This is a genomic window from Rugamonas sp. (assembly GCF_025354735.1).
In the GTDB taxonomy this organism is placed as follows: domain Bacteria; phylum Pseudomonadota; class Gammaproteobacteria; order Burkholderiales; family Burkholderiaceae_D; genus Rugamonas.
The window spans coordinates 14,648-32,259 of sequence record NZ_JANXMI010000163.1 but is presented as its reverse complement, the minus strand read 5'-3'; the positions used below and the strand labels follow the sequence as shown (position 1 = coordinate 32,259).

15 protein-coding genes are annotated in these 17,612 nt (G+C 65.0%); 10 read left to right on the top strand and 5 right to left on the bottom strand.

The window, feature by feature from the left end:
* From mshL to Q0S71_RS13510, 3 genes are all read left to right on the top strand, one after another.
* Positions 1-1,675: pilus (MSHA type) biogenesis protein MshL (gene mshL / locus Q0S71_RS13520; RefSeq protein WP_295996338.1), on the top strand; the 1,675-nt coding region annotated here is incomplete at its 5' end.
* A gap of 2 nt (positions 1,676-1,677) precedes the next feature.
* On the top strand, positions 1,678-2,568 hold the full coding sequence (locus tag Q0S71_RS13515) for an AAA family ATPase (protein ID WP_295996335.1): 891 nt from the start codon (positions 1,678-1,680) through the stop codon (positions 2,566-2,568).
* Entirely contained in the window at positions 2,565-3,752 is a 1,188-nt protein-coding gene (locus tag Q0S71_RS13510; protein WP_295996332.1) for a tetratricopeptide repeat protein, read from the top strand. The genes Q0S71_RS13515 and Q0S71_RS13510 overlap by 4 nt, the downstream gene beginning before the upstream one ends.
* Before the next feature lie 79 nt (positions 3,753-3,831).
* Here Q0S71_RS13510 and Q0S71_RS13505 read toward each other — a convergent pair whose 3' ends face one another.
* From Q0S71_RS13505 to Q0S71_RS13495, 3 genes are all read right to left on the bottom strand, one after another.
* Positions 3,832-4,938, bottom strand: a complete 1,107-nt coding sequence (locus tag Q0S71_RS13505; RefSeq protein ID WP_295996330.1) for an HD domain-containing phosphohydrolase — start codon at positions 4,936-4,938, stop codon at positions 3,832-3,834.
* 24 nt (positions 4,939-4,962) lie between these two features.
* Complete coding sequence (locus Q0S71_RS13500; protein WP_295996328.1) at positions 4,963-6,144, bottom strand: pyridoxal phosphate-dependent aminotransferase; 1,182 nt, start codon at positions 6,142-6,144, stop codon at positions 4,963-4,965.
* An 88-nt stretch (positions 6,145-6,232) separates the two neighbouring features.
* Positions 6,233-6,670, bottom strand: a complete 438-nt coding sequence (locus Q0S71_RS13495; RefSeq protein WP_295996327.1) for a putative toxin-antitoxin system toxin component, PIN family — start codon at positions 6,668-6,670, stop codon at positions 6,233-6,235.
* A 36-nt stretch (positions 6,671-6,706) separates the two neighbouring features.
* Here Q0S71_RS13495 and yaaA point away from each other — a divergent pair, with 36 nt between their 5' ends.
* Positions 6,707-7,477 carry a peroxide stress protein YaaA gene (gene yaaA / locus Q0S71_RS13490; RefSeq protein WP_295996326.1) on the top strand — a complete coding sequence of 257 codons (771 nt, stop codon included), beginning with the start codon at positions 6,707-6,709 and terminating at the stop codon, positions 7,475-7,477.
* 88 nt (positions 7,478-7,565) lie between these two features.
* On the opposite strand, the gene Q0S71_RS13485 is transcribed toward yaaA, so the two are convergent.
* Complete coding sequence (locus tag Q0S71_RS13485; RefSeq protein WP_295996324.1) at positions 7,566-8,378, bottom strand: outer membrane protein assembly factor BamD; 813 nt, start codon at positions 8,376-8,378, stop codon at positions 7,566-7,568.
* A 53-nt stretch (positions 8,379-8,431) separates the two neighbouring features.
* On the opposite strand from Q0S71_RS13485, the gene Q0S71_RS13480 reads away from it, so the two are divergent.
* Both Q0S71_RS13480 and pgeF read left to right on the top strand, forming a co-directional pair.
* The gene (locus Q0S71_RS13480) at positions 8,432-9,472 is read left to right on the top strand and encodes an RluA family pseudouridine synthase (protein ID WP_295996321.1); all 1,041 of its coding nucleotides are present in this window, start codon (positions 8,432-8,434) and stop codon (positions 9,470-9,472) included.
* Positions 9,473-9,480: 8 nt separating this feature from the next.
* Complete coding sequence (gene pgeF / locus Q0S71_RS13475; protein ID WP_295996345.1) at positions 9,481-10,299, top strand: peptidoglycan editing factor PgeF; 819 nt, start codon at positions 9,481-9,483, stop codon at positions 10,297-10,299.
* 17 nt (positions 10,300-10,316) lie between these two features.
* Here pgeF and Q0S71_RS13470 read toward each other — a convergent pair whose 3' ends face one another.
* Positions 10,317-10,541 carry a hypothetical protein gene (locus Q0S71_RS13470; protein ID WP_295996318.1) on the bottom strand — a complete coding sequence of 75 codons (225 nt, stop codon included), beginning with the start codon at positions 10,539-10,541 and terminating at the stop codon, positions 10,317-10,319.
* 47 nt (positions 10,542-10,588) lie between these two features.
* Between Q0S71_RS13470 and phaC the strand changes: the two genes are divergently transcribed.
* From phaC to Q0S71_RS13450, 4 genes are all read left to right on the top strand, one after another.
* Entirely contained in the window at positions 10,589-12,328 is a 1,740-nt protein-coding gene (phaC, locus tag Q0S71_RS13465) for a class I poly(R)-hydroxyalkanoic acid synthase (RefSeq protein ID WP_295996315.1), read from the top strand.
* A gap of 191 nt (positions 12,329-12,519) precedes the next feature.
* On the top strand, positions 12,520-13,083 hold the full coding sequence (gene phaR / locus Q0S71_RS13460) for a polyhydroxyalkanoate synthesis repressor PhaR (protein WP_295996312.1): 564 nt from the start codon (positions 12,520-12,522) through the stop codon (positions 13,081-13,083).
* A 558-nt stretch (positions 13,084-13,641) separates the two neighbouring features.
* A complete protein-coding gene (locus tag Q0S71_RS13455) occupies positions 13,642-16,758 on the top strand; it encodes a S8 family serine peptidase (protein ID WP_295996310.1) in 3,117 nt (1,038 codons plus the stop codon).
* 75 nt (positions 16,759-16,833) lie between these two features.
* Positions 16,834-17,610, top strand: a complete 777-nt coding sequence (locus Q0S71_RS13450; RefSeq protein WP_295996307.1) for an NF038120 family PEP-CTERM protein — start codon at positions 16,834-16,836, stop codon at positions 17,608-17,610.
* Positions 17,611-17,612: the final 2 nt, after the last annotated feature.

The following is a 17,612-nucleotide window of genomic DNA, read 5'->3' as shown; positions in this document are numbered from 1 at the left end:
CGGCGACGCCGTCAACAACGCGCTGCTGCCGCCGGTGGCGCAGCTGGCCAACCAGTTGCCGAAGGCGCGCGCGGTGCTCGACGAGCGCTTCAACGTCGCCTTCAACAACGTGCCGGTGCAGCAGTTCTACAATTCCATCGTCGCCGGCACCCGCTACAACATGCTGGTCCATCCCGACATCAGCGGCACCATCACCGCCAACCTGAAGGATGTGACGCTGTTCGAGGCGCTCGACGCCGTGCGCGAACTGTACGGCTACGACTACAAGGTCGAAGGCACCCGCATCTACATCCGGCCGCTGACGATCCAGACCCGCATGTTCCACGTCAATTACCTGACGGCGGCGCGCAAGGGCTCGTCCAGCCTGCGCGTGACGTCGACGTCGGTCTCCAGCGCCGGCACCAGCAACAGCGGCGGCAACGGCGGTGGCGGCAGCAACAACAACAACAACGGCGGCGGCGGCGACAATTCGGGCGGCAACAACGGCGGCAACAACGGCAACAACGGTGGCGGCGGCAGCGGCCAGAGCCAGCGCGACGCCAGCAACGTCACCACCACCACCAGCAGCGATTTCTGGCAGGAGCTGAAGGATTCGCTCGAAGCCATCATCGGCGAAAAAGATGGGCGCAGCGTCGTCATCAGCCCGCAGTCGGGCGTGATCGTGATCCGCGCCATGCCCGACGAGTTGCGCAACGTCGACCTCTACCTGAAGGCCACCCAGCTGTCGGTCGACCGCCAGGTGATCCTGGAGGCCAAGATCCTCGAAGTGGAATTGAACAGCGGCTACCAGAGCGGTGTCAACTGGGCCGGCTTCGCCTCCTTCCGCGACGGTCACGGCAACAATAAACTGTCGAGCGGCTTCCTGGCGCCGGGCACCACGCTCACGCCGCTGGGCGCAGGCGGCGGCGGCGCCACCGCGCCGGTCACCATCAGCAGCGGCAACATCAGCGCCAGCAGCGGCTACTCCATCGGCAGCGCGGCCGGCGCCGCCGGTTCGCTGTTCGGCCTGGCCTTCCAGACCAGCAACTTCGCGCTGCTGCTGTCCTTCCTGGAATCGCAGGGCACGGTGCACGTGCTGTCGAGCCCGCGCATCGCCACGCTGAACAACCAGAAGGCCGTGCTCAAGATAGGCACCGACGAGTTCTACGTCACCGGCGTCAGCACGACGACCACCTCCACCGGCGTGGGCGCCGGCACCACGTCGCCGAGCGTGACGCTGCAACCGTTCTTCTCCGGCGTGGTGCTGGACGTGACGCCGCAGATCGACGCGAACGGCAATATCACGCTGCACGTGCACCCGTCGGTGAGCCAGGTCTCGACCGTCAACAAGAGTGTCAACCTGGGCAGCGCCGGCAGCCTGAGCCTGCCGCTGGCGGCGTCGTCGACGTCGGAGATGGACAGCATGGTGCGCGGCCAGGACGGCAAGGTCGTCGCGCTCGGCGGCCTGATGCGCCAGTCGACCACCAGCGACCGCTCGGAACTGCCGGGCGCCGGCAGCCTGCCGGTGATCGGCGCGCTGTTCCGCAACACCAACGACGTGATCCAGAAGCGCGAGCTGGTGGTGCTGATTAAGCCGACCATCGTCGAAGACGGCGCCGACTGGAGCGAGGATTTGCTCGACACCAGCCGCCACCTGAAGGAACTGGACCCGCAGCGCCGTTCGGAGCGTAAATAATCATGTACCAGACCCATTTCGGGCTGCGTGAAGTCCCGTTCGGGATCACGCCCGACACCAGCTTTTTCTTCACCAGCCCGCACTCGCAGGAGGCGCTCAACACGCTGCTGGTGGCGGCCAAGGCGGGCGAGGGCTTCATCAAGATCACCGGCGAAGTCGGCACCGGCAAGACGCTGCTGTGCCGGAAATTCATCACCACGCTGGGCCCCGATTTCGTCACCGCCTACATTCCGAATCCCTACCTCGAGCCGCGCACGCTGATGTTGGCGCTGGCCGATGAACTGGACGTCAAGCTGGCCACCGACGTCGACCAGCATCAGTTGTTGAAGTCGATCACGCTGCGGCTGATGGAGCTGGCGGCGCAGGGCAAGCGCGTGCTGCTGTGCCTCGACGAGGCGCAGGCCATTCCGCTCGAATCGCTGGAAGCCCTGCGGCTGCTGACCAACCTCGAAACGGAAAAGCGCAAGCTGCTGCAAATCGTCTTGTTCGGCCAGCCGGAATTGAACAAGCACCTGGAGCACAATTCGATCCGCCAGCTGGCGCAGCGCATCACCTTCCACTACCATCTCGGTCCGCTCAAGCGCGACGACGTCGACTACTACATCGCGCACCGCCTGCGCGTGGCCGGCTTCAGCGGCGCGCGCCTGTTCAGTCGTGGCGCCATCGGCAAGCTGTATTCGGCCAGCGGCGGCATACCGCGGCTGGTCAACATCATGGCGCACAAGGCGCTCATGCTCAGTTACGGCGAAGGCAAACACCTGGTCAGCCGGCGCCACGTCGGCATGGCCGCCAACGATACTATCCCGCTGCGCCGCCGGCGCTGGCCATGGGTCGCCGCGCTGGTCGCGCTGCTGGCCGCGGCGTGCGGACTGACCTGGGCACTGAACAAATGAGCCTGATTAACAAGATGCTGCAGGATCTCGACGCGCGCGGCGGCGTCGCCTCCGGCGACGAAGCGGTGCAGCAGGTGCGCGCCGTGCCCGAGCGCGATCGCGCGGTGCCGCCGTTGCTGGCGGCGGGCGGCCTCGCCGCCGCCGTGGTGCTGGCGGCGGGCGGCTGGTTCGGCTGGCGCCATCTGCAGCAGCGCGCGCCGGACGCTCCCGTGGCGGCCGCGCCGATGATACAAGTGGTGCAGTCGGCGCCGGTGGTGGCGGTTTTGCCGACGCCCGCACCGATGCCGGCGACGCAAGCAGTGTCCGTGGCGGCGCCGCAGCCGCAGCCTGGCGCATCGCCATCGTCGCCATCTTCGGCGCCGCCGCCAGTGGCCGCCGTCGAAGCGAGCCCGCAGTTACAGGCTGCCGGCGATGCCGCGACGGCGGTGGAAAAACCGTCCGCGCCGACCGGCGCCAAGGCGCATCACGGCCACCGGAAACCGCACGCCGACGCCACCGGCTCGGACCTGGTGCTGGCACACGAGCTGCTCGCCAAGCCTTCGAAAAAAGCCCATGCCGACAGCATCCGCGCGGCGGCCACGCCGGCCACGGTGACGTCGCAGGGACGCGAATTGAGTCTGGCGCAGCAATCCGAAAACGCCTACCGGCGCGCGCTGGCGGCGTTGCAGGAAGGGCGCGTCAACGACGCCATTTCCGGCCTCGATAACGCGCTCGATCTGAACCCGCGCAACGACGGCGCGCGGCAAACGCTGATAGGCCTGCTGCTGGAAAACAAGCGCAACGACGAAGCGATCCACAGCCTGCGCCTGGCGCTGGCCATCGACGCGCGCCAGCCGCCGATGGCGATGCTGCTGGCGCGTTTGCAGATGGAGCAGGGCACGGCGGCATCGGCCACGCTGCTGCGCTCACTGCCCTACGCGAAAGACAACGCCGAATACCGCGCCTTCCTCGGCACCGCCTTGCAGCGCGAACAGCGCAACGCCGAAGCGGCCGAGCAGTACCAGGCCGCGCTGCGCATGGTGCCGCAAAACGGCGTGTGGTGGATGGGATTGGGGATCTCGCTGCAAGCGGACAAACGGCTGCTCGAAGCGAAGGAAGCCTACAGCCACGCCAAGTCATCCGGCAGCCTGAACCCGGAGCTGAGCGCCTTCGTCGACCGCAAGCTGCAACAGCTGCCGCATTGACTTGATTTGGCGCGGCGTGGTGATGAGGCGGCGCCACCTTGGGGTCTGATCCCGAAGTCGGCGCGGCCCGCTGCACCGCCTACAAACTCGCCTGCGCGCCCCACACCTGCTTCATGCTGAAGCGGATCGACGCCTGATCCTCGCTCAGCGCCTCGGCGATGGCGCAATCGGCGTCGCCGGTGTGGCGCACGGAGGCCGCAGGCAAAGGCGCGCCGGCCGGATCGCGCAAACAGTGCACGTGCAGCTCGTCGCCACCGGCCACGATCAGGCGCCGCGTGACCACGCCGATCTCGCCGTTCGTCAGCCGCACCAGGCAGCCCGGCGGATACTTCCCCAGCTGCTCCGCGAAGTGCCGCGCCAGCAGCGGATCGACCGCGTGCTGCAAGTCTTCGCACAGCGTGCGCAAAGCATGATCCGGCAAAATCGAGCGGCGGTAATTACGCGCCGACACCTGTGCGCAATAGCGGTCGGCCAGGTTAATCAGCTTGGCGTTCTGCGTCACCTCGGGACTGGCGACGCCGGCCGGATAACCGCTGCCGTCATCGTTCTCGTGATGCAGCAGCACGCAGGAAATCCATTCCTCGTCCTCCACGCCGGCGCACTTGAGCAGGTTGGCGCTGTCCTCGGGATGGCGGCGCACGATGGCCATTTCCTCCCCGGTCAGCGGACCGCCCTTGTTCTGGAAGCTCTCATGATGGCGCAACATGCCGACGTTCATGGTCAGCGCGGCCACGGTCACGGTCAGCGTCTCGGCCGGCGAGTGGCGCATGCCGCGCGCCACCACCACCGCCACCACGGCCGTCTCGATACAGTGCCGCACGGCGTAGGTGCCGGCGATCTGGTTGAGGAAGATGCAGGCCAGCGCGATGTCGGCATTGAGGTCGACCGCGTGGATCACGTCGCGCGCGATGTCGCGCAATTCGGCTTCGGCGTTATGCTCGTTGCGCAGGTCATGCAGCAGGCGCTCCAGGCGCCGGTTGCACAGGTTGAGCTGATGCAGCACCGACGGCGGCGGCTCGACTTCCGCGAACAGGCCGGCCGCCAGCAGCGTGCTCAGTTGCGACGTGTCCGACAGGATCTGGCCTTTTTGCAGCAGCGGCTGGCCGCTCGCCTCGGCGGCAAACAAATTCCAGCGCAGCGGCTCGCCGAGCACCAGGTCATTCAATGTGATACGCCGTTGGACCATGATCGTTCCAGTACCGCTGATATTTTATAAACTAGCCAGGCGCGTTAGCGCCAGCGCCAGTGTCTCATCCTGTTTGGCGAAGCAGAAGCGCACGATGCCCGATTCCCTGGGCTGCTGATAAAAGGCCGACACCGGAATCGCGGCGACCTTGATGTCGCTGGTCAGCCACTGTGCGAATTCGAGCTCCGGCAGGTCGGAGATGGCGTCGTAGCGCACGCACTGGAAATAGGTGCCGTCGGCCGGCAGCAGCTCGAAGCGGCTGCCTTGCAGGCCGGCGCGGAACAGGTCGCGCTTGCGCTGGTAAAAGGCCGGCAGCTCCAGATAGGGCGCCGGATCGCGCAGGTAGTCGGCGATCCCGTGCTGCATCGGCGTGTTGACGGTGAAGACGTTGTACTGGTGGACCTTGCGGAATTCCGCCGTCAGCGCGGCCGGCGCGGCGACGTAGCCGACCTTCCAGCCGGTGACGTGGTAGGTCTTGCCGAAGCTGGAGACGACGAAGCTGCGCGCCGCCAGTTCGGGATAGCGGCTCACCGATTCGTGGCGCGCGCCGTCGTAGACCATGTGTTCATACACTTCGTCGGCCAGTATCAGCACGTCGGTGCCGCGCACGATGTCGGCCAGCGCGCGCAGGTCGGCGGCGCGCAGCACGGTGCCGGTGGGGTTGTGCGGCGTGTTGATGATGATGAGGCGCGTCTTCGGCGTGACGGCGGCGGCCACCTCGGACCACGGCACGGCGTAGCCGTCGTGCGCGCCCACGGTCATCTGCACCAGCACCGGCACGCCGCCGGCCAGCGTGATCGACGGCACGTAGCTGTCGTAGGCCGGCTCGATGACGATGACTTCATCGCCCGGATGGACGCAGCACAGGATGGCGGTGATGATGCCCTGCGTGGCGCCGGCGGTGACGGTGATCTCGCTGGCGGCGTCGTAGCGGTGGTCGTAGACGGCGGCCAGCTTGGCGGCGATGGCCTCGCGCAGCGGCGCCGCGCCGGCCATCATCGGATATTGATTGAAGCCGGCGCGCATGGCCGCGGCGACGGCGTCGGTCAGTCGCGGGTCGCAGGCGAAATCGGGAAAGCCCTGGCCCAGGTTGACCGCGCCGTGCCGCGCGGCCAGCGCCGACATGGTGCTGAAAACGGTGGTGCCGACGGCCGGCAGGCGGCTGCGCAATGGCGGCGTGACGGGGGCGGTGTAACGGCTGTTCATAGTCGCTGGCAAAATGGAGGTGTCCGACCATTCTAGCGCAGCCGCGCCGCTTTGGTGTTGCCAAAAAAAGTCAGATTGCGCCGGCCGCTCAGCCTTCCAGCGTCCACGCCTCCGGCACGATCACGCGGAACATGCCGGCCTTGGCCAGCCGGCGCGCCAGCTTGAGCAGCGCCTTGTCCTTGGTGATGAGGATGTCGGCCTGCGCATCGCGCGCCAGCTCCAGGAACTTCTGGTCGTCCCGGTCGCTGCACACCGGCAGCCGCACGCCCGACACGGCCGGCGCGACGACCTTGATGAGCGCATCGAAGCGCGCCTCGGCCAGCGCGCGGCTGCCGTCGTCGAGCGGCAGGTGCGGGTAGCGCAGCACGATGCGGTATTCGTCGCGGCAGTCGGCGCGGGTGATGGCCTCGACGGCGCCGCTTTCGATGGCGGCCAGCATGGCGGCCCAGCGCGGATCGTGGAACACGAACAGGTCGAGGCAGACATTGGTATCGAGGATGATGCGTTTCGGTGGAACAGGTATCATGTGGACACTTTTTTCTGTACGTTGATTTGGAATCTTATGCTGATTGTGCTTTCGCCCGCCAAAAGTCTCGACCTGGAGACGCCCCCGACCACCCAACTGCACACCACCCCCGACTTTCTCGACCATTCGGCCCAGCTGATCGAGCGCCTACGCCAGTTTTCACCGGCCGAAGTGGGCGGCCTGATGGACGTCTCCGACGCGCTGTCGTCGCTCAACGTGGCGCGCTACGCCTCGTGGACGCGCGACACCAGCGAGGCGCGCCAGGCCGTCATGGCCTTCAACGGCGACGTCTACGCCGGCCTCGCGGCGCGCACGCTCACGGCCAGGCAGCTGGCCTACACCCAATCGCACGTGCGGATATTGTCGGGCCTGTACGGCATGTTGCGGCCGCTCGACCTGATCCACCCGCACCGGCTGGAAATGGGCACGCGGCTCGCCAACGCGCGCGGCAAGGATCTGTATGCGTTCTGGGGCGACACCATCACCGAGGCGCTGAACCGGACCGCCGGCGAGCAGGGCGCCGAAGTGCTGGTGAATCTGGCGTCGGAAGAGTATTTCAAGTCGGTGCGGCCGCGCCAGCTGGCGGTGCCGGTGGTGACGCCCGTGTTCATGGACTGGAAAAACGGCAAATACAAAATCATTTCGTTCTACGCCAAGCGGGCGCGCGGACTGCTGGCGCGCTACGCCGCCGTCAAGGGCATCAAGGACCCGCAAAAGCTCAAGGCGTTCACGGTCGACGGCTACGCCTACGACCACAGCGATTCGGATGCCAGGCACTGGATCTTCCGCCGCCGCGTGGCCGATTAAAACGACGCGGCCACGGTCGCGGACCGGGGGCAGCCCCCCGATGTCACCGTCACCAAATAAAAAAACCGGAGCCTGGCTCCGGTTGATCTTATTTCCAGAACTTCCACCAGTGGCGCTCGGCCTTGACGCCTTCGTCGAGGAAGGCGCTGTTCGGATAGTTCTTCTTGAAGACGCGCATCGTGTCGTCGCGCAGTTCGTTCATGCCCAGCTTGTCGTAGCCACGGATCATGATGAACAGCGCCTCTTCGATCGACGGCGAATCGCGGTAGTCGCTGACGGCGCCCATGGCGCGGTTGACCGACGCCAGGTAGGCGCCGCGACGGTAGTAATAGCGCGCCACGTAGACTTCATACTTGGCCATGGCGTTGACCAGATACTTCATGCGCGCCAGCGCGTCCGGCGTGTACTTGCTGTTCGGGAACTTTTCAGCCAGTTCCTTGAACGCGGCGAAGGCTTCGCGCGTCGCTTTCGGGTCGCGTTCGGCTGGATCCTGCTCGTAAATGAAGTTCAGGAAGCCGATCTGGTCATTAAAGTTGATCAGGCCGCGCAGATAGTACATATAATCGACGTTGGCGTGGTTCGGGTGCAGCTTGATGAAGCGCTCCACGGCCGCCAGCGCCTGGGCCTGGTCCTGGGTTTTATAGTAGGCGTAGGCGATCTCCATCTGCGCCTGCTGGGCATAAGTTCCGAACGGATAGCTCGATTCCAGCTTCTCAAACAACTGAATTGCGCGTTCATAGTGCCCGCCGTCCAATTCGTCGGTCGCCTCCGAGTATAATTTCGTAGCGCTCCAGCCTTTAGTCTCGTCTACCTTATCCGGCAATATGCCGCAAGCTGACAATCCAAGCAGAACGACGGTTGCTGCAACTAACGATAATTTTTTTTGCATGTTGTTTTGCAAGAAGTGTTTAACCAAGATTTTACAAGTGGCTGATTATAGCCGATGGGAATGCCGTGATATTAACTTCAAAGCCGAATTTGGCTGATTCTTCCTCCGATCACGATTTCGAGGCCGACTTCGATGGCGATGTGCTGCCCGATGGCGACTTCGACGGCCTGGCGCCGATCGAACTCGAACTGACGCCCGACGCTTGCGGCCAGCGGCTCGACAAGATCATCGCCGGGCTGGTTCCCCAGTTTTTGCGCGGCCGTTTGCAAATGTGGATCGACGACGGCTTCGTCACGGTCGACGGCAAAGTGGCGCGCAGCACCAAAGATACCGTTTATGGCGACGAAAAAATCGTCATTCTGCCCCAACCGGCGCCGGAAGACGAGGCTTTTAAACCGGAAGCGATGGAATTGAACATCGTCTACGAGGACGAGCACCTGATCGTCGTCAACAAGCCGGCCGGCCTGGTGGTCCATCCGGGCGCCGGCAACTGGTCCGGCACGCTGCTCAACGGCCTGCTGCACCACTGTCCGCAGCTGTCGGGCGTGCCGCGCGCCGGTATCGTCCACCGCCTCGACAAAGATACCAGCGGCCTGATGGTGGTCGGCAAAACACTACCGGCGCAGACCGACTTGGTGCGCCAGCTGGCCGCGCGGTCCGTCAAGCGCGAATATTTCGCGCTGGTGTGGGGCACGCCGCGCCAGAGCGGCACCATCGACGCGTCCATGGGTCGCCACCCGAAAGACCGCATCAAGATGGCGGTATCGACCAATTTCTCGGCCAAGGCCGCCATCACGCACTATGAACTGCTGGCGTCGGGCGACCTGGAGCGCCGTCCGGTCAGTCTGGTGCAGTGCCGTCTGGAAACGGGGCGCACCCACCAGATCCGCGTCCACATGATGTCGATCGGCTTTTCCCTGGTCGGCGACGTCATGTACGGCAAGCAGCACCTGGCCAGCGTGTTCCCGCGCCAGGCCTTGCAGGCCCGCCGTCTGGGCCTGGTCCATCCGGCCACCGGCGAGCAGTGCGAGTGGCTGGTGCCGCTGGCCGACGACTTCGCCGCGCTGATCGCCCAGGCCGGCATCGAGGAACCGGAACAGATTTGATGGCCAATATGCAGCCGGGGTCGCAGCAGGGGCAGCAAGGGCCGCAAGGGCCGCAACAATGGCTGATGCCACACTGGCCCGGCTTGCCGGACGGCGTGGGCGCCTTGTCGACCACGCGGCGCGGCGGCGTCAGCGCGCCGCCGTATCACGACGGGCAGGGCGGCGGCGGCTTGAACCTGGGCAGCCACGCCGGCGACGATCCGGCGCACGTGGCGCGGAACCGCGCCATCGTGCGCGCCGTGTTGCCGGCCGAGCCGGCCTGGTTGAGCCAGGTCCACGGCACGGCCGTGGTCGACGTCACGCATATGCACGCCGACGCGGCGCCGCAGGCCGACGCCTGCATCGCCACCGCCGGCGCCGTCTGCGCCATCCTGACGGCCGATTGCCTGCCGGTGCTGTTCTGCGACGTGGGCGGCAAGGTGGTCGGCGCGGCGCATGCCGGCTGGCGCGGGCTGGCCGCCGGCGTGCTCGAAAGCACGCTGGAGGCGATGCGGGCCGCCGGCGCGGGCGAGATCACGGCCTGGCTGGGGCCTGCGATTGGTCAGTACCAGTTTGAAGTCGGTCCTGAAGTGATGCAAGCCTTTCTGGCGCGGGCGCCGGACGCCTCGGCCGCGCGCCACGTCACGGCGGCGTTTTCGGCCATCGAAGGGCGGCCGGATAAATTCCTGGCCGATATCTACGCGCTGGCGCGCGCCATTCTGCGCCGCCATGGCGTGTCGCAGGTGGCCGGCGGCGAATTCTGCACGGTGTCGAACTCGGCGCGGTTTTATTCCTACCGCCGCGACGGCGTCACCGGACGTCAGGCGACATTGATCTGGATCAAATGAATCGGCGCCGCTGCGGCTTAGTATTTTGAAGGTGGCGGCGCGGCGTCGCCTGGTCGGGCCGCGATGGCTGCCGCCGAGGCGGCCCGGCGCGCCTTTCGCCGCCGGCCTCCCGTCAAATAAAAAAGTATCGACAAGGGCAACACGCAATAGAGCAAAAACGTCATAATTCCGGCAACAACGGTCGCTTCGGTGAGGGACATCAAACCCACGACATAAATCCACGCGACGGCGACAATCAGCATAAACATCCGGTTCAAAAGATACGTCACTATTTTTTAGGGAATCAAACATGAATATGCCTGACCCGCAAGCCATGGCCAGCGCCTGGATGTCGCAAATGAGCGACCCCAGCCAATGGGAGTCCTGGTTCAAGGTGCCGGAAGCGGCGGAGCTGCCGGTTGCCGCGATAATGCACGATGCAGCCGTCGCGATCAAGCCCGGCGCGCTGGAACAGTTGCGCGACGAATATATGCTGAGCTTCGGCGCGCTGTGGCAGGACATGCTGGCCGGCAAAGCGCCGCCGCTGGCCGACCGCCGCTTCGCCTCCGCCGCCTGGCAGGGCAATCCCATGTCGGCCTTCAACGCCGCATCCTATTTGCTGAACGCCCAATTCCTCACGGCGATGGCCGACGCCGTCGAGGCGACGCCGCATCAAAAACAAAAGATACGCTTCGCCGTGCAGCAGATGGTCGACGCCATGTCGCCGGCCAATTTCCTGGCGACCAATCCGGAAGCGCAGCAGAAATTGCTCGACACCAAGGGTGAGAGCCTGAGCAAGGGTCTGGCGAACATGCTGGCCGACATGAACAAAGGCCATATCTCGCTGTCCGACGAGAGCGCTTTCGAAGTGGGCCGCAACTTGGCGATGACGCCGGGGCAGGTGGTGTTCGAGCATCCCCTGTTCCAGCTGATCCAGTACACGCCGTCCACGCCCCAGGTGCATCAGCGGCCACTGCTGATGGTGCCGCCGTGCATCAATAAATACTACATCCTCGATTTGCAGCCGGAAAATTCGCTGGTCAAATACGCCGTCGACCAGGGCAATACGGTGTTCCTGATTTCGTGGAGCAACCCCGACCAGTCGCTGGCCCACACCACCTGGGACGATTACGTCGACCAGGGCGTGATCCAGGCCATCGCCGTGGCGCAGGATATATCCGGCCAGGACAAGCTGAACCTACTCGGTTTCTGCGTCGGCGGCACCATCGTCTCGACGGCGCTGGCCGTGCTGGCGGCGCGCGGCCAGCATCCGGCGTCCAGCCTGACGCTGCTGACCACCTTCCTCGATTTCAGCGATACCGGCGTGCTCGACGTTTTCGTCGACGAAGTCCAGGTTGCGCTGCGTGAACAGTCGCTCAAGGACGGCGGCCTGATGCCGGGCCGCGACCTGGCCAGCACCTTCTCCAGCCTGCGTCCCAACGACCTGGTGTGGAATTATGTGCAGTCGAACTATTTGAAGGGCAACGAACCGGCGCCGTTCGACTTGCTGTACTGGAATTCGGACAGCACCAATCTCCCCGGTCCGATGTTTTGCTGGTATCTGCGGCACACCTACCTGGACAACAGCCTGAAGGTGCCGGGCAAGCTCAGCGTTGCCGGCGTGCCGGTCGACCTGTCGCTGATCGACTGCCCGGTGTTCGTCTACGGCTCGCGCGAAGACCACATCGTGCCCTGGCCGTCGGCCTACGGTTCGCTCGCCGTGCTCAATCCCGGCCGGCCGGCGGCCAATCGCTTCGTGCTCGGCGCCTCCGGCCACATCGCCGGCGTCATCAATTCGCCGGCGAAAAACAAGCGCAGCTACTGGACCAGCGACGCGCCGGCCGGCGGCGGCAAGGGCGCCCGGCCGCGCACGCCCGACGACTGGCTGGCCGCCGCCACCGAGCATGCCGGCAGCTGGTGGCCGGAATGGGCGCAATTCCTGGCCGATCACGGCGGCAAGGACGTCAAAGCCCGTGCCAAACCGGGCAACACACGCTATAAGGCGATCGAGGCGGCGCCCGGACGTTACGTCAAGGTAAAAGCTGATTAGGGGCGAAATTTGATGTCATGTTGCAAATCTGGTTGCGTTGCAATAAAAGTCCGAAAGTTGGAGAACGATGCGCATACCGCGCTTTTTCTTCTCTATAATAGCCGCAGTATGCAGGTGGGAAAGCGGACCCGGCGTTCGCTTTTTTTTCAAATTGTTAAAGTACGCGCTGCGGCGCAATAAGTGGACTTGTGATGAGTAGTGCGAAAAAAAATGCTGAGCGTTTGATTAAAAAATATCCCAACCGCCGTCTCTACGATACGCAGACCAGTTCCTACATCACGCTGACGGACGTCAAGCAACTGGTGCTCGACAACGAGGAATTCACCGTCGTCGATGCCAAGTCGACCGAAGACCTGACCCGCAGCATCCTGTTGCAAATCATCCTGGAAGAAGAGGCCAATGGCGCGCCCATGTTCTCCAGTGTCGTGCTGTCGCAGATCATCCGCTACTACGGCCACGCCATGCAGGGCATGATGGGTTCCTACCTGGAAAAGAACGTCCAGGCTTTCACCGACATCCAGCGCAAGTTCACCACCGGCGCGGTCGGCGCCGTCGAAGGCAAGCCCTTCAGCCCGGAAATGTGGACCCAGTTCATGAACGTGCAGGGACCGATGATGCAGGGCATGATGAATAACTATATAGACCAGAGCAAGAGCCTGTTCGTGCAGATGCAGGAGCAGATGCAGAATCAGAGCAAGTCCCTCTTCGGCGCCTTCCCCTTCGTTCCGGTGCCACCGGCGGACGACAAGAAATAAACTTCTTTCCAGCTCCCTGAAAACGGTACAGCGGCCTCGGCCCTGTACCGTTTTTTTTCGCCCCCGCCCCTCCCCCCGCCGCTCACACTTTATTAAATATTGTATTTATGAAAGAAATTCAGCTGTTTTTCAAAAACAACAGAATATGTTATCGCTAACAAAAATATAGAAAAAATATAGAAATTGCATTTATTATTATACTTCAAGCTTAAATTAGTTTCGATATTTCCTGCGGAGCACTGAGCTTGGTTCTATGAAACTTTATAAAATGAAAAGTTTAATTTAATAAGCTAAGTTGCTGTATTTATTGAAGATATTAAAATCGGATAGCTATCTCCGAGGGTGTCGTATTGCCTGTGAAAATGAGACTTTAATTTCTTTATCGCATAACGTATTTCTAATTTCAAACATTTTATCATGCTAGCGTTATCTTGATGTGGGCTGTGTTTTAAAGGAATGGGTGTTTCTTGAAAAGTAATAAAAGTTGTTTAATTAAAATAGAGGGCGAGGGAATCTATGTTAAATAAAAAACAAGCTGGGCGGCAGCAGCGCCACCGGATGGCTAAAATCACGGCGGCCGTGCTGCTGTTGTCTGGAGCGGCCGCGGCCACGGCGGAGCCGCTGCGCCACTCCTATATCGTGCAACTGGTCGACAAGCCGGCGGCGTCTTACACCGGGCAGGTCGCCGGGCTGACGGCCACCAAGCCGGCGGCGGGCCAGCGGCTCAATGTCGGTGACGCGCATGTGCAAGCCTATATCAATTATCTGGATGTCAAAAAGGCCGACGTCATCAGCACCGTCAGCGCCGCCCAGATCGTGCATACCTACAGCGTCGTGTTCAACGGCTTTTCCGCCATGCTGACCGATGACGAGGCGCGCGCGCTGAAGAAAAACAGCGGCGTGGCCAAGATCAGCGCCAACGTCCTGCTACACACGAGCACCAGCTACACGCCGACCTTCCTCGGCCTGAACAAGGCCGGCGGCCTGTGGGAGCAAGTGGGCGGGCAGGGCGCGGCGGGCGAGGATGTGATTATCGGCATGCTCGACACCGGCGTCTGGCCGGAAAATCCGGGCTTCGCCGACCACGTCGACAAAACCGGCGCGCCCACTTTCGACGGCGGCACGCTGGCCTACGGCGCCGCCCCGGCGCGGTGGAAAGGCATCTGCGAGCCGGGCCAAGGCTTCAGCCCATCGTCCTGCAACAACAAGCTGATCGGCGCGCGCATCTTCCCGCCGGCGGCCGAAATTTCCCCATATGAATATATCTCCGTGCGCGACAGCATAGGCCACGGCACCCACACCGCCACCACGGCCGCCGGCGACGCGGGCGTGGTCGCCACCGTGGGCGGCATCGCCATGGGCAAGATCAGCGGCATGGCGCCGCGCGCCCGGCTGGCCATCTACAAGGTGTGCTGGACCGCCGACTATGGCGGCGGCAACGAGAACGCCTGCCCGGCCGAGAGCACCATAGCGGCCGTCGAGCAGGCCGTCAAGGATGGCGTCAACGTCATCAGTTTCTCCATCGGCGACTCGCGCGGCGGCGGCACCTTCGACGACCCGACCGAGCAAGCCTTCCTGGGCGCGGCCAACGCCGGCGTGTTCGTCGCGGCGGCGGCCGGCAACCAGGGCCCGGAAACGACGGCGCCGGCGCCGGTCACCCACATCAGCCCGTGGCTGACGACGGTGGCCAATTCCACCCACAACCGCAGCTACGTGGGCAGCGCGGTGCTGGGCAACGGCGTCACGCTCAGCGGCGCCTCCAGCAACGCCAACACGGCCAGCGCGCCGCTGCTGCTGGCCAAGGATGCGGGCAAGCTCGGCACCTCGCCCGGCGATATCCGCGTGGCCCAATGCTACGGGCCGGAAGATAGCGTCGGCATGCCCTTCGATCCGGCCAAGGTGCGCGGCAAGATCCTCGTGTGCGACCGCGGCGGCAACGTGCTGGTCAACAAGGTCAGCAACGCGCTGGCGGCCGGCGCCGTCGGCGTCGTCATCGTCAACGTCGACGGCGGCGCCACCACGCTGCCGGGCCAGCCTTACTCGCTGTCGATGGTGCACCTGAGCCTGGCCGACGGCAAGACGCTGAAAAGCTATGTCGCCTCGGCCGCCGGCAAGGCCGTGGCCTCGCTGGGCAATGTGCGCGCCACCTACGACAGCAATCCGGCCGCCGCGCCCATCGTGGCCGGCTCGTCGTCGCGCGGCCCGAACGTGGCCGACGCCAACATCCTCAAGCCCGACCTGTCGGCGCCCGGCACCGACATCCTGGCCGGTACCCTGCCGCTGATGTTGACCGAGGCCGAGTTCGACGCGCCCTTCACCGGCGGCACCCTGGCGCCGCCGGCCTGGGAATTCATGACGGGCACCTCGATGGCCACGCCGCACGTGTCCGGCGTGGCCGCCGTGCTCAGCCAGCTGCATCCGGACTGGAGCCCGGCCGCCATCAAGTCGGCGCTGATGACGACCGCCTTCGACACCCAGAGCGACGGCCGCAGCGGCGCGCTGGCCTGGGATGGCAGCGCCCTCGACACCGGCAAGCTGCCCTGGGGCCAGGGCGCGGGCCAGATGGCGGCCAGCGCGGCGGCCGATCCCGGCCTCATCTACGACCTCGGCCCGGACGACTACAAGCGCTTCCTGTGCGGCCAGACCTTGACGGTGGCCATGGATTGCGGCGGCGTGACGGCCCTGGCGAGCACCGACCTGAACCTGGCCTCACTGAGCGCCGAAAAAGTGCTGGGCGTGCAAGTGCTGCACCGCACGGTGACCAATGTCGGCGCGGCCAACGCCAGCTACACCGGCAGCGCCAGCGTGCCCGGCTTCAAGGCCGACGTCCAGCCCGCCACGCTGACCCTGGCCCCCGGCGGCAAGGGCGACTTCACGGTCACCCTCACGCGCACCGACGCGACCATGCACGCCTGGCGCTACGGCGCCTTGACGTGGAGCGACGGCAACGGCCACCAGGTCCACAGCCCGCTGCTGGCGCGCGCCGCGGCCCTCGATACGCCCGAGGATGTGTACAGCGAAGCGGCGGCCGGCAGCAAGATCGTCGGCCTGCGCAGCGGTTACACGGGCGCGGTGGCGGCGCTCAAGGGCGGCCTGCTGGCGGCCACCCAGGCCAGCGCCACCGTCGGCGAGACGCAGTACGACGTCAGCTGCCCCTACCCGCAGGACGGCGTCAACGTGACCCCGGTGACGATACCGGCCGGCACGCTGGTGGCCCGTTTCGCGCTGTACAACGCCGACACCAGCGACGGCGCGCAGAGCGACCTCGACCTGTACCTGGCCACGGCCGACGGCACGCTGATCGCCGCCAGCGCCCGCAGCGGCTCCGACGAGATGGTGACCTGGCGTAATCCGACGCCCGGCAACTACTTCGTCTGCGTGGCAGGCTTTGCGCCCGCCGGCGGCAGCGCGACCTATAAATTGTCGAGCTGGATGGTCGGACCGTCCTCCACCGGCGGCAACCTGAAAGTGGCTTTGCCGGGCGTGCTGTACCAGGGCAAGACGGCGACGGCCGGCTACAGCTGGTCCGGCCTCGACAGCGGCAAGCGCTACCTGGGCATGGTCAATTATCTGGTCGGCGGCGTTGCTGAAACGAGCACCTTGCTGGAAGTCGACACCACCGATCCGCTGCCCTCGTTCAGCAGCGGCCGCGCCAAGGCGAAGCAAGTGAAATAGGGCGCGTCCCCGACGTCCCACCGCCATCGGCCGCCCGCGCGGCCGATGGCATCCCCCTAGCCAAAGGAATGCGATATGAAATCAAGCCCTATCACCACCCACGGCGGCGCCCGCCGCCTGCTGGCCGCCGGCGTCCTGCTCGCCGCCGCCACGGCGCCGGCCATGGCCGACGTCCTCACCTTCGACCAGCAACAGCCGACCATGCTGATGGGCGGCGACACGCTGCTCGACGCCGGCTATCAGCTGACGGCGCTGGAAGGACCGTACACGGCGGCCAACGGCATCAGCAGTTTGAGCGGCGCCATCCTGAACCCGGCCGACCCGACCAGCTGCGCGGCCATGGGCTGTCCGGCCGGCGACGGCAGCCAGTATTACGCCGGCCTCAACGACGGCGGAGTCAGGCTCAACCGGGCGGACGGCAAGGCCTTCCAGCTCACCAGCCTGGACTACGCCTTCCTGACCTTGTCGCCCGTGGCCGGCGGCGCGCCGGGCCAGCTGGTGCTGACCGGCACCCGCGCCGGCGGCGGCAGCGTCACCGTGGCGCTGGATTTTTCCGGCCCCGACGCCGGCGGCAACCTCGGCTTCATCGGCGGCGCACAGCTGGGCGCCTTTGCCGGCGCCCAATTGAGCCGCGTCGACATCAGCGCCTGCGTCTACCTCGACGGCGCCTGCGTCAATTCGCTGGACTCGCCGGCTTACGGCCAGGCCCAGTTCGCGCTCGACAACATCGGCGCCAGCGTCAGCGCCGTACCGGAACCGTCGGCCTGGCTGTCGTTGTTGACCGGCCTGGGCGGACTGGGTCTGGCGGCGCGGCGCCGCCAGCCTCAGTCCAAGCCTGCGGTGACGGCGTGATG

Bases quoted from the DNA above. Each gene is read 5' to 3' on its own strand.
- Q0S71_RS13515 (WP_295996335.1), top strand. From the start codon at position 1,678: ATGTACCAGACCCATTTCGGGCTGCGTGAAGTCCCGTTCGGGATCACG.
- Q0S71_RS13510 (WP_295996332.1), top strand. From the start codon at position 2,565: ATGAGCCTGATTAACAAGATGCTGCAGGATCTCGACGCGCGCGGCGGC.
- Q0S71_RS13505 (WP_295996330.1), bottom strand. From the start codon at position 4,938: ATGGTCCAACGGCGTATCACATTGAATGACCTGGTGCTCGGCGAGCCG.
- Q0S71_RS13500 (WP_295996328.1), bottom strand. From the start codon at position 6,144: ATGAACAGCCGTTACACCGCCCCCGTCACGCCGCCATTGCGCAGCCGC.
- Q0S71_RS13495 (WP_295996327.1), bottom strand. From the start codon at position 6,670: ATGATACCTGTTCCACCGAAACGCATCATCCTCGATACCAATGTCTGC.
- yaaA (WP_295996326.1), top strand. From the start codon at position 6,707: ATGCTGATTGTGCTTTCGCCCGCCAAAAGTCTCGACCTGGAGACGCCC.
- pgeF (WP_295996345.1), top strand. From the start codon at position 9,481: ATGCAGCCGGGGTCGCAGCAGGGGCAGCAAGGGCCGCAAGGGCCGCAA.
- Q0S71_RS13470 (WP_295996318.1), bottom strand. From the start codon at position 10,541: ATGCTGATTGTCGCCGTCGCGTGGATTTATGTCGTGGGTTTGATGTCC.
- phaC (WP_295996315.1), top strand. From the start codon at position 10,589: ATGAATATGCCTGACCCGCAAGCCATGGCCAGCGCCTGGATGTCGCAA.
- phaR (WP_295996312.1), top strand. From the start codon at position 12,520: ATGAGTAGTGCGAAAAAAAATGCTGAGCGTTTGATTAAAAAATATCCC.
- Q0S71_RS13455 (WP_295996310.1), top strand. From the start codon at position 13,642: ATGGCTAAAATCACGGCGGCCGTGCTGCTGTTGTCTGGAGCGGCCGCG.
- Q0S71_RS13450 (WP_295996307.1), top strand. From the start codon at position 16,834: ATGAAATCAAGCCCTATCACCACCCACGGCGGCGCCCGCCGCCTGCTG.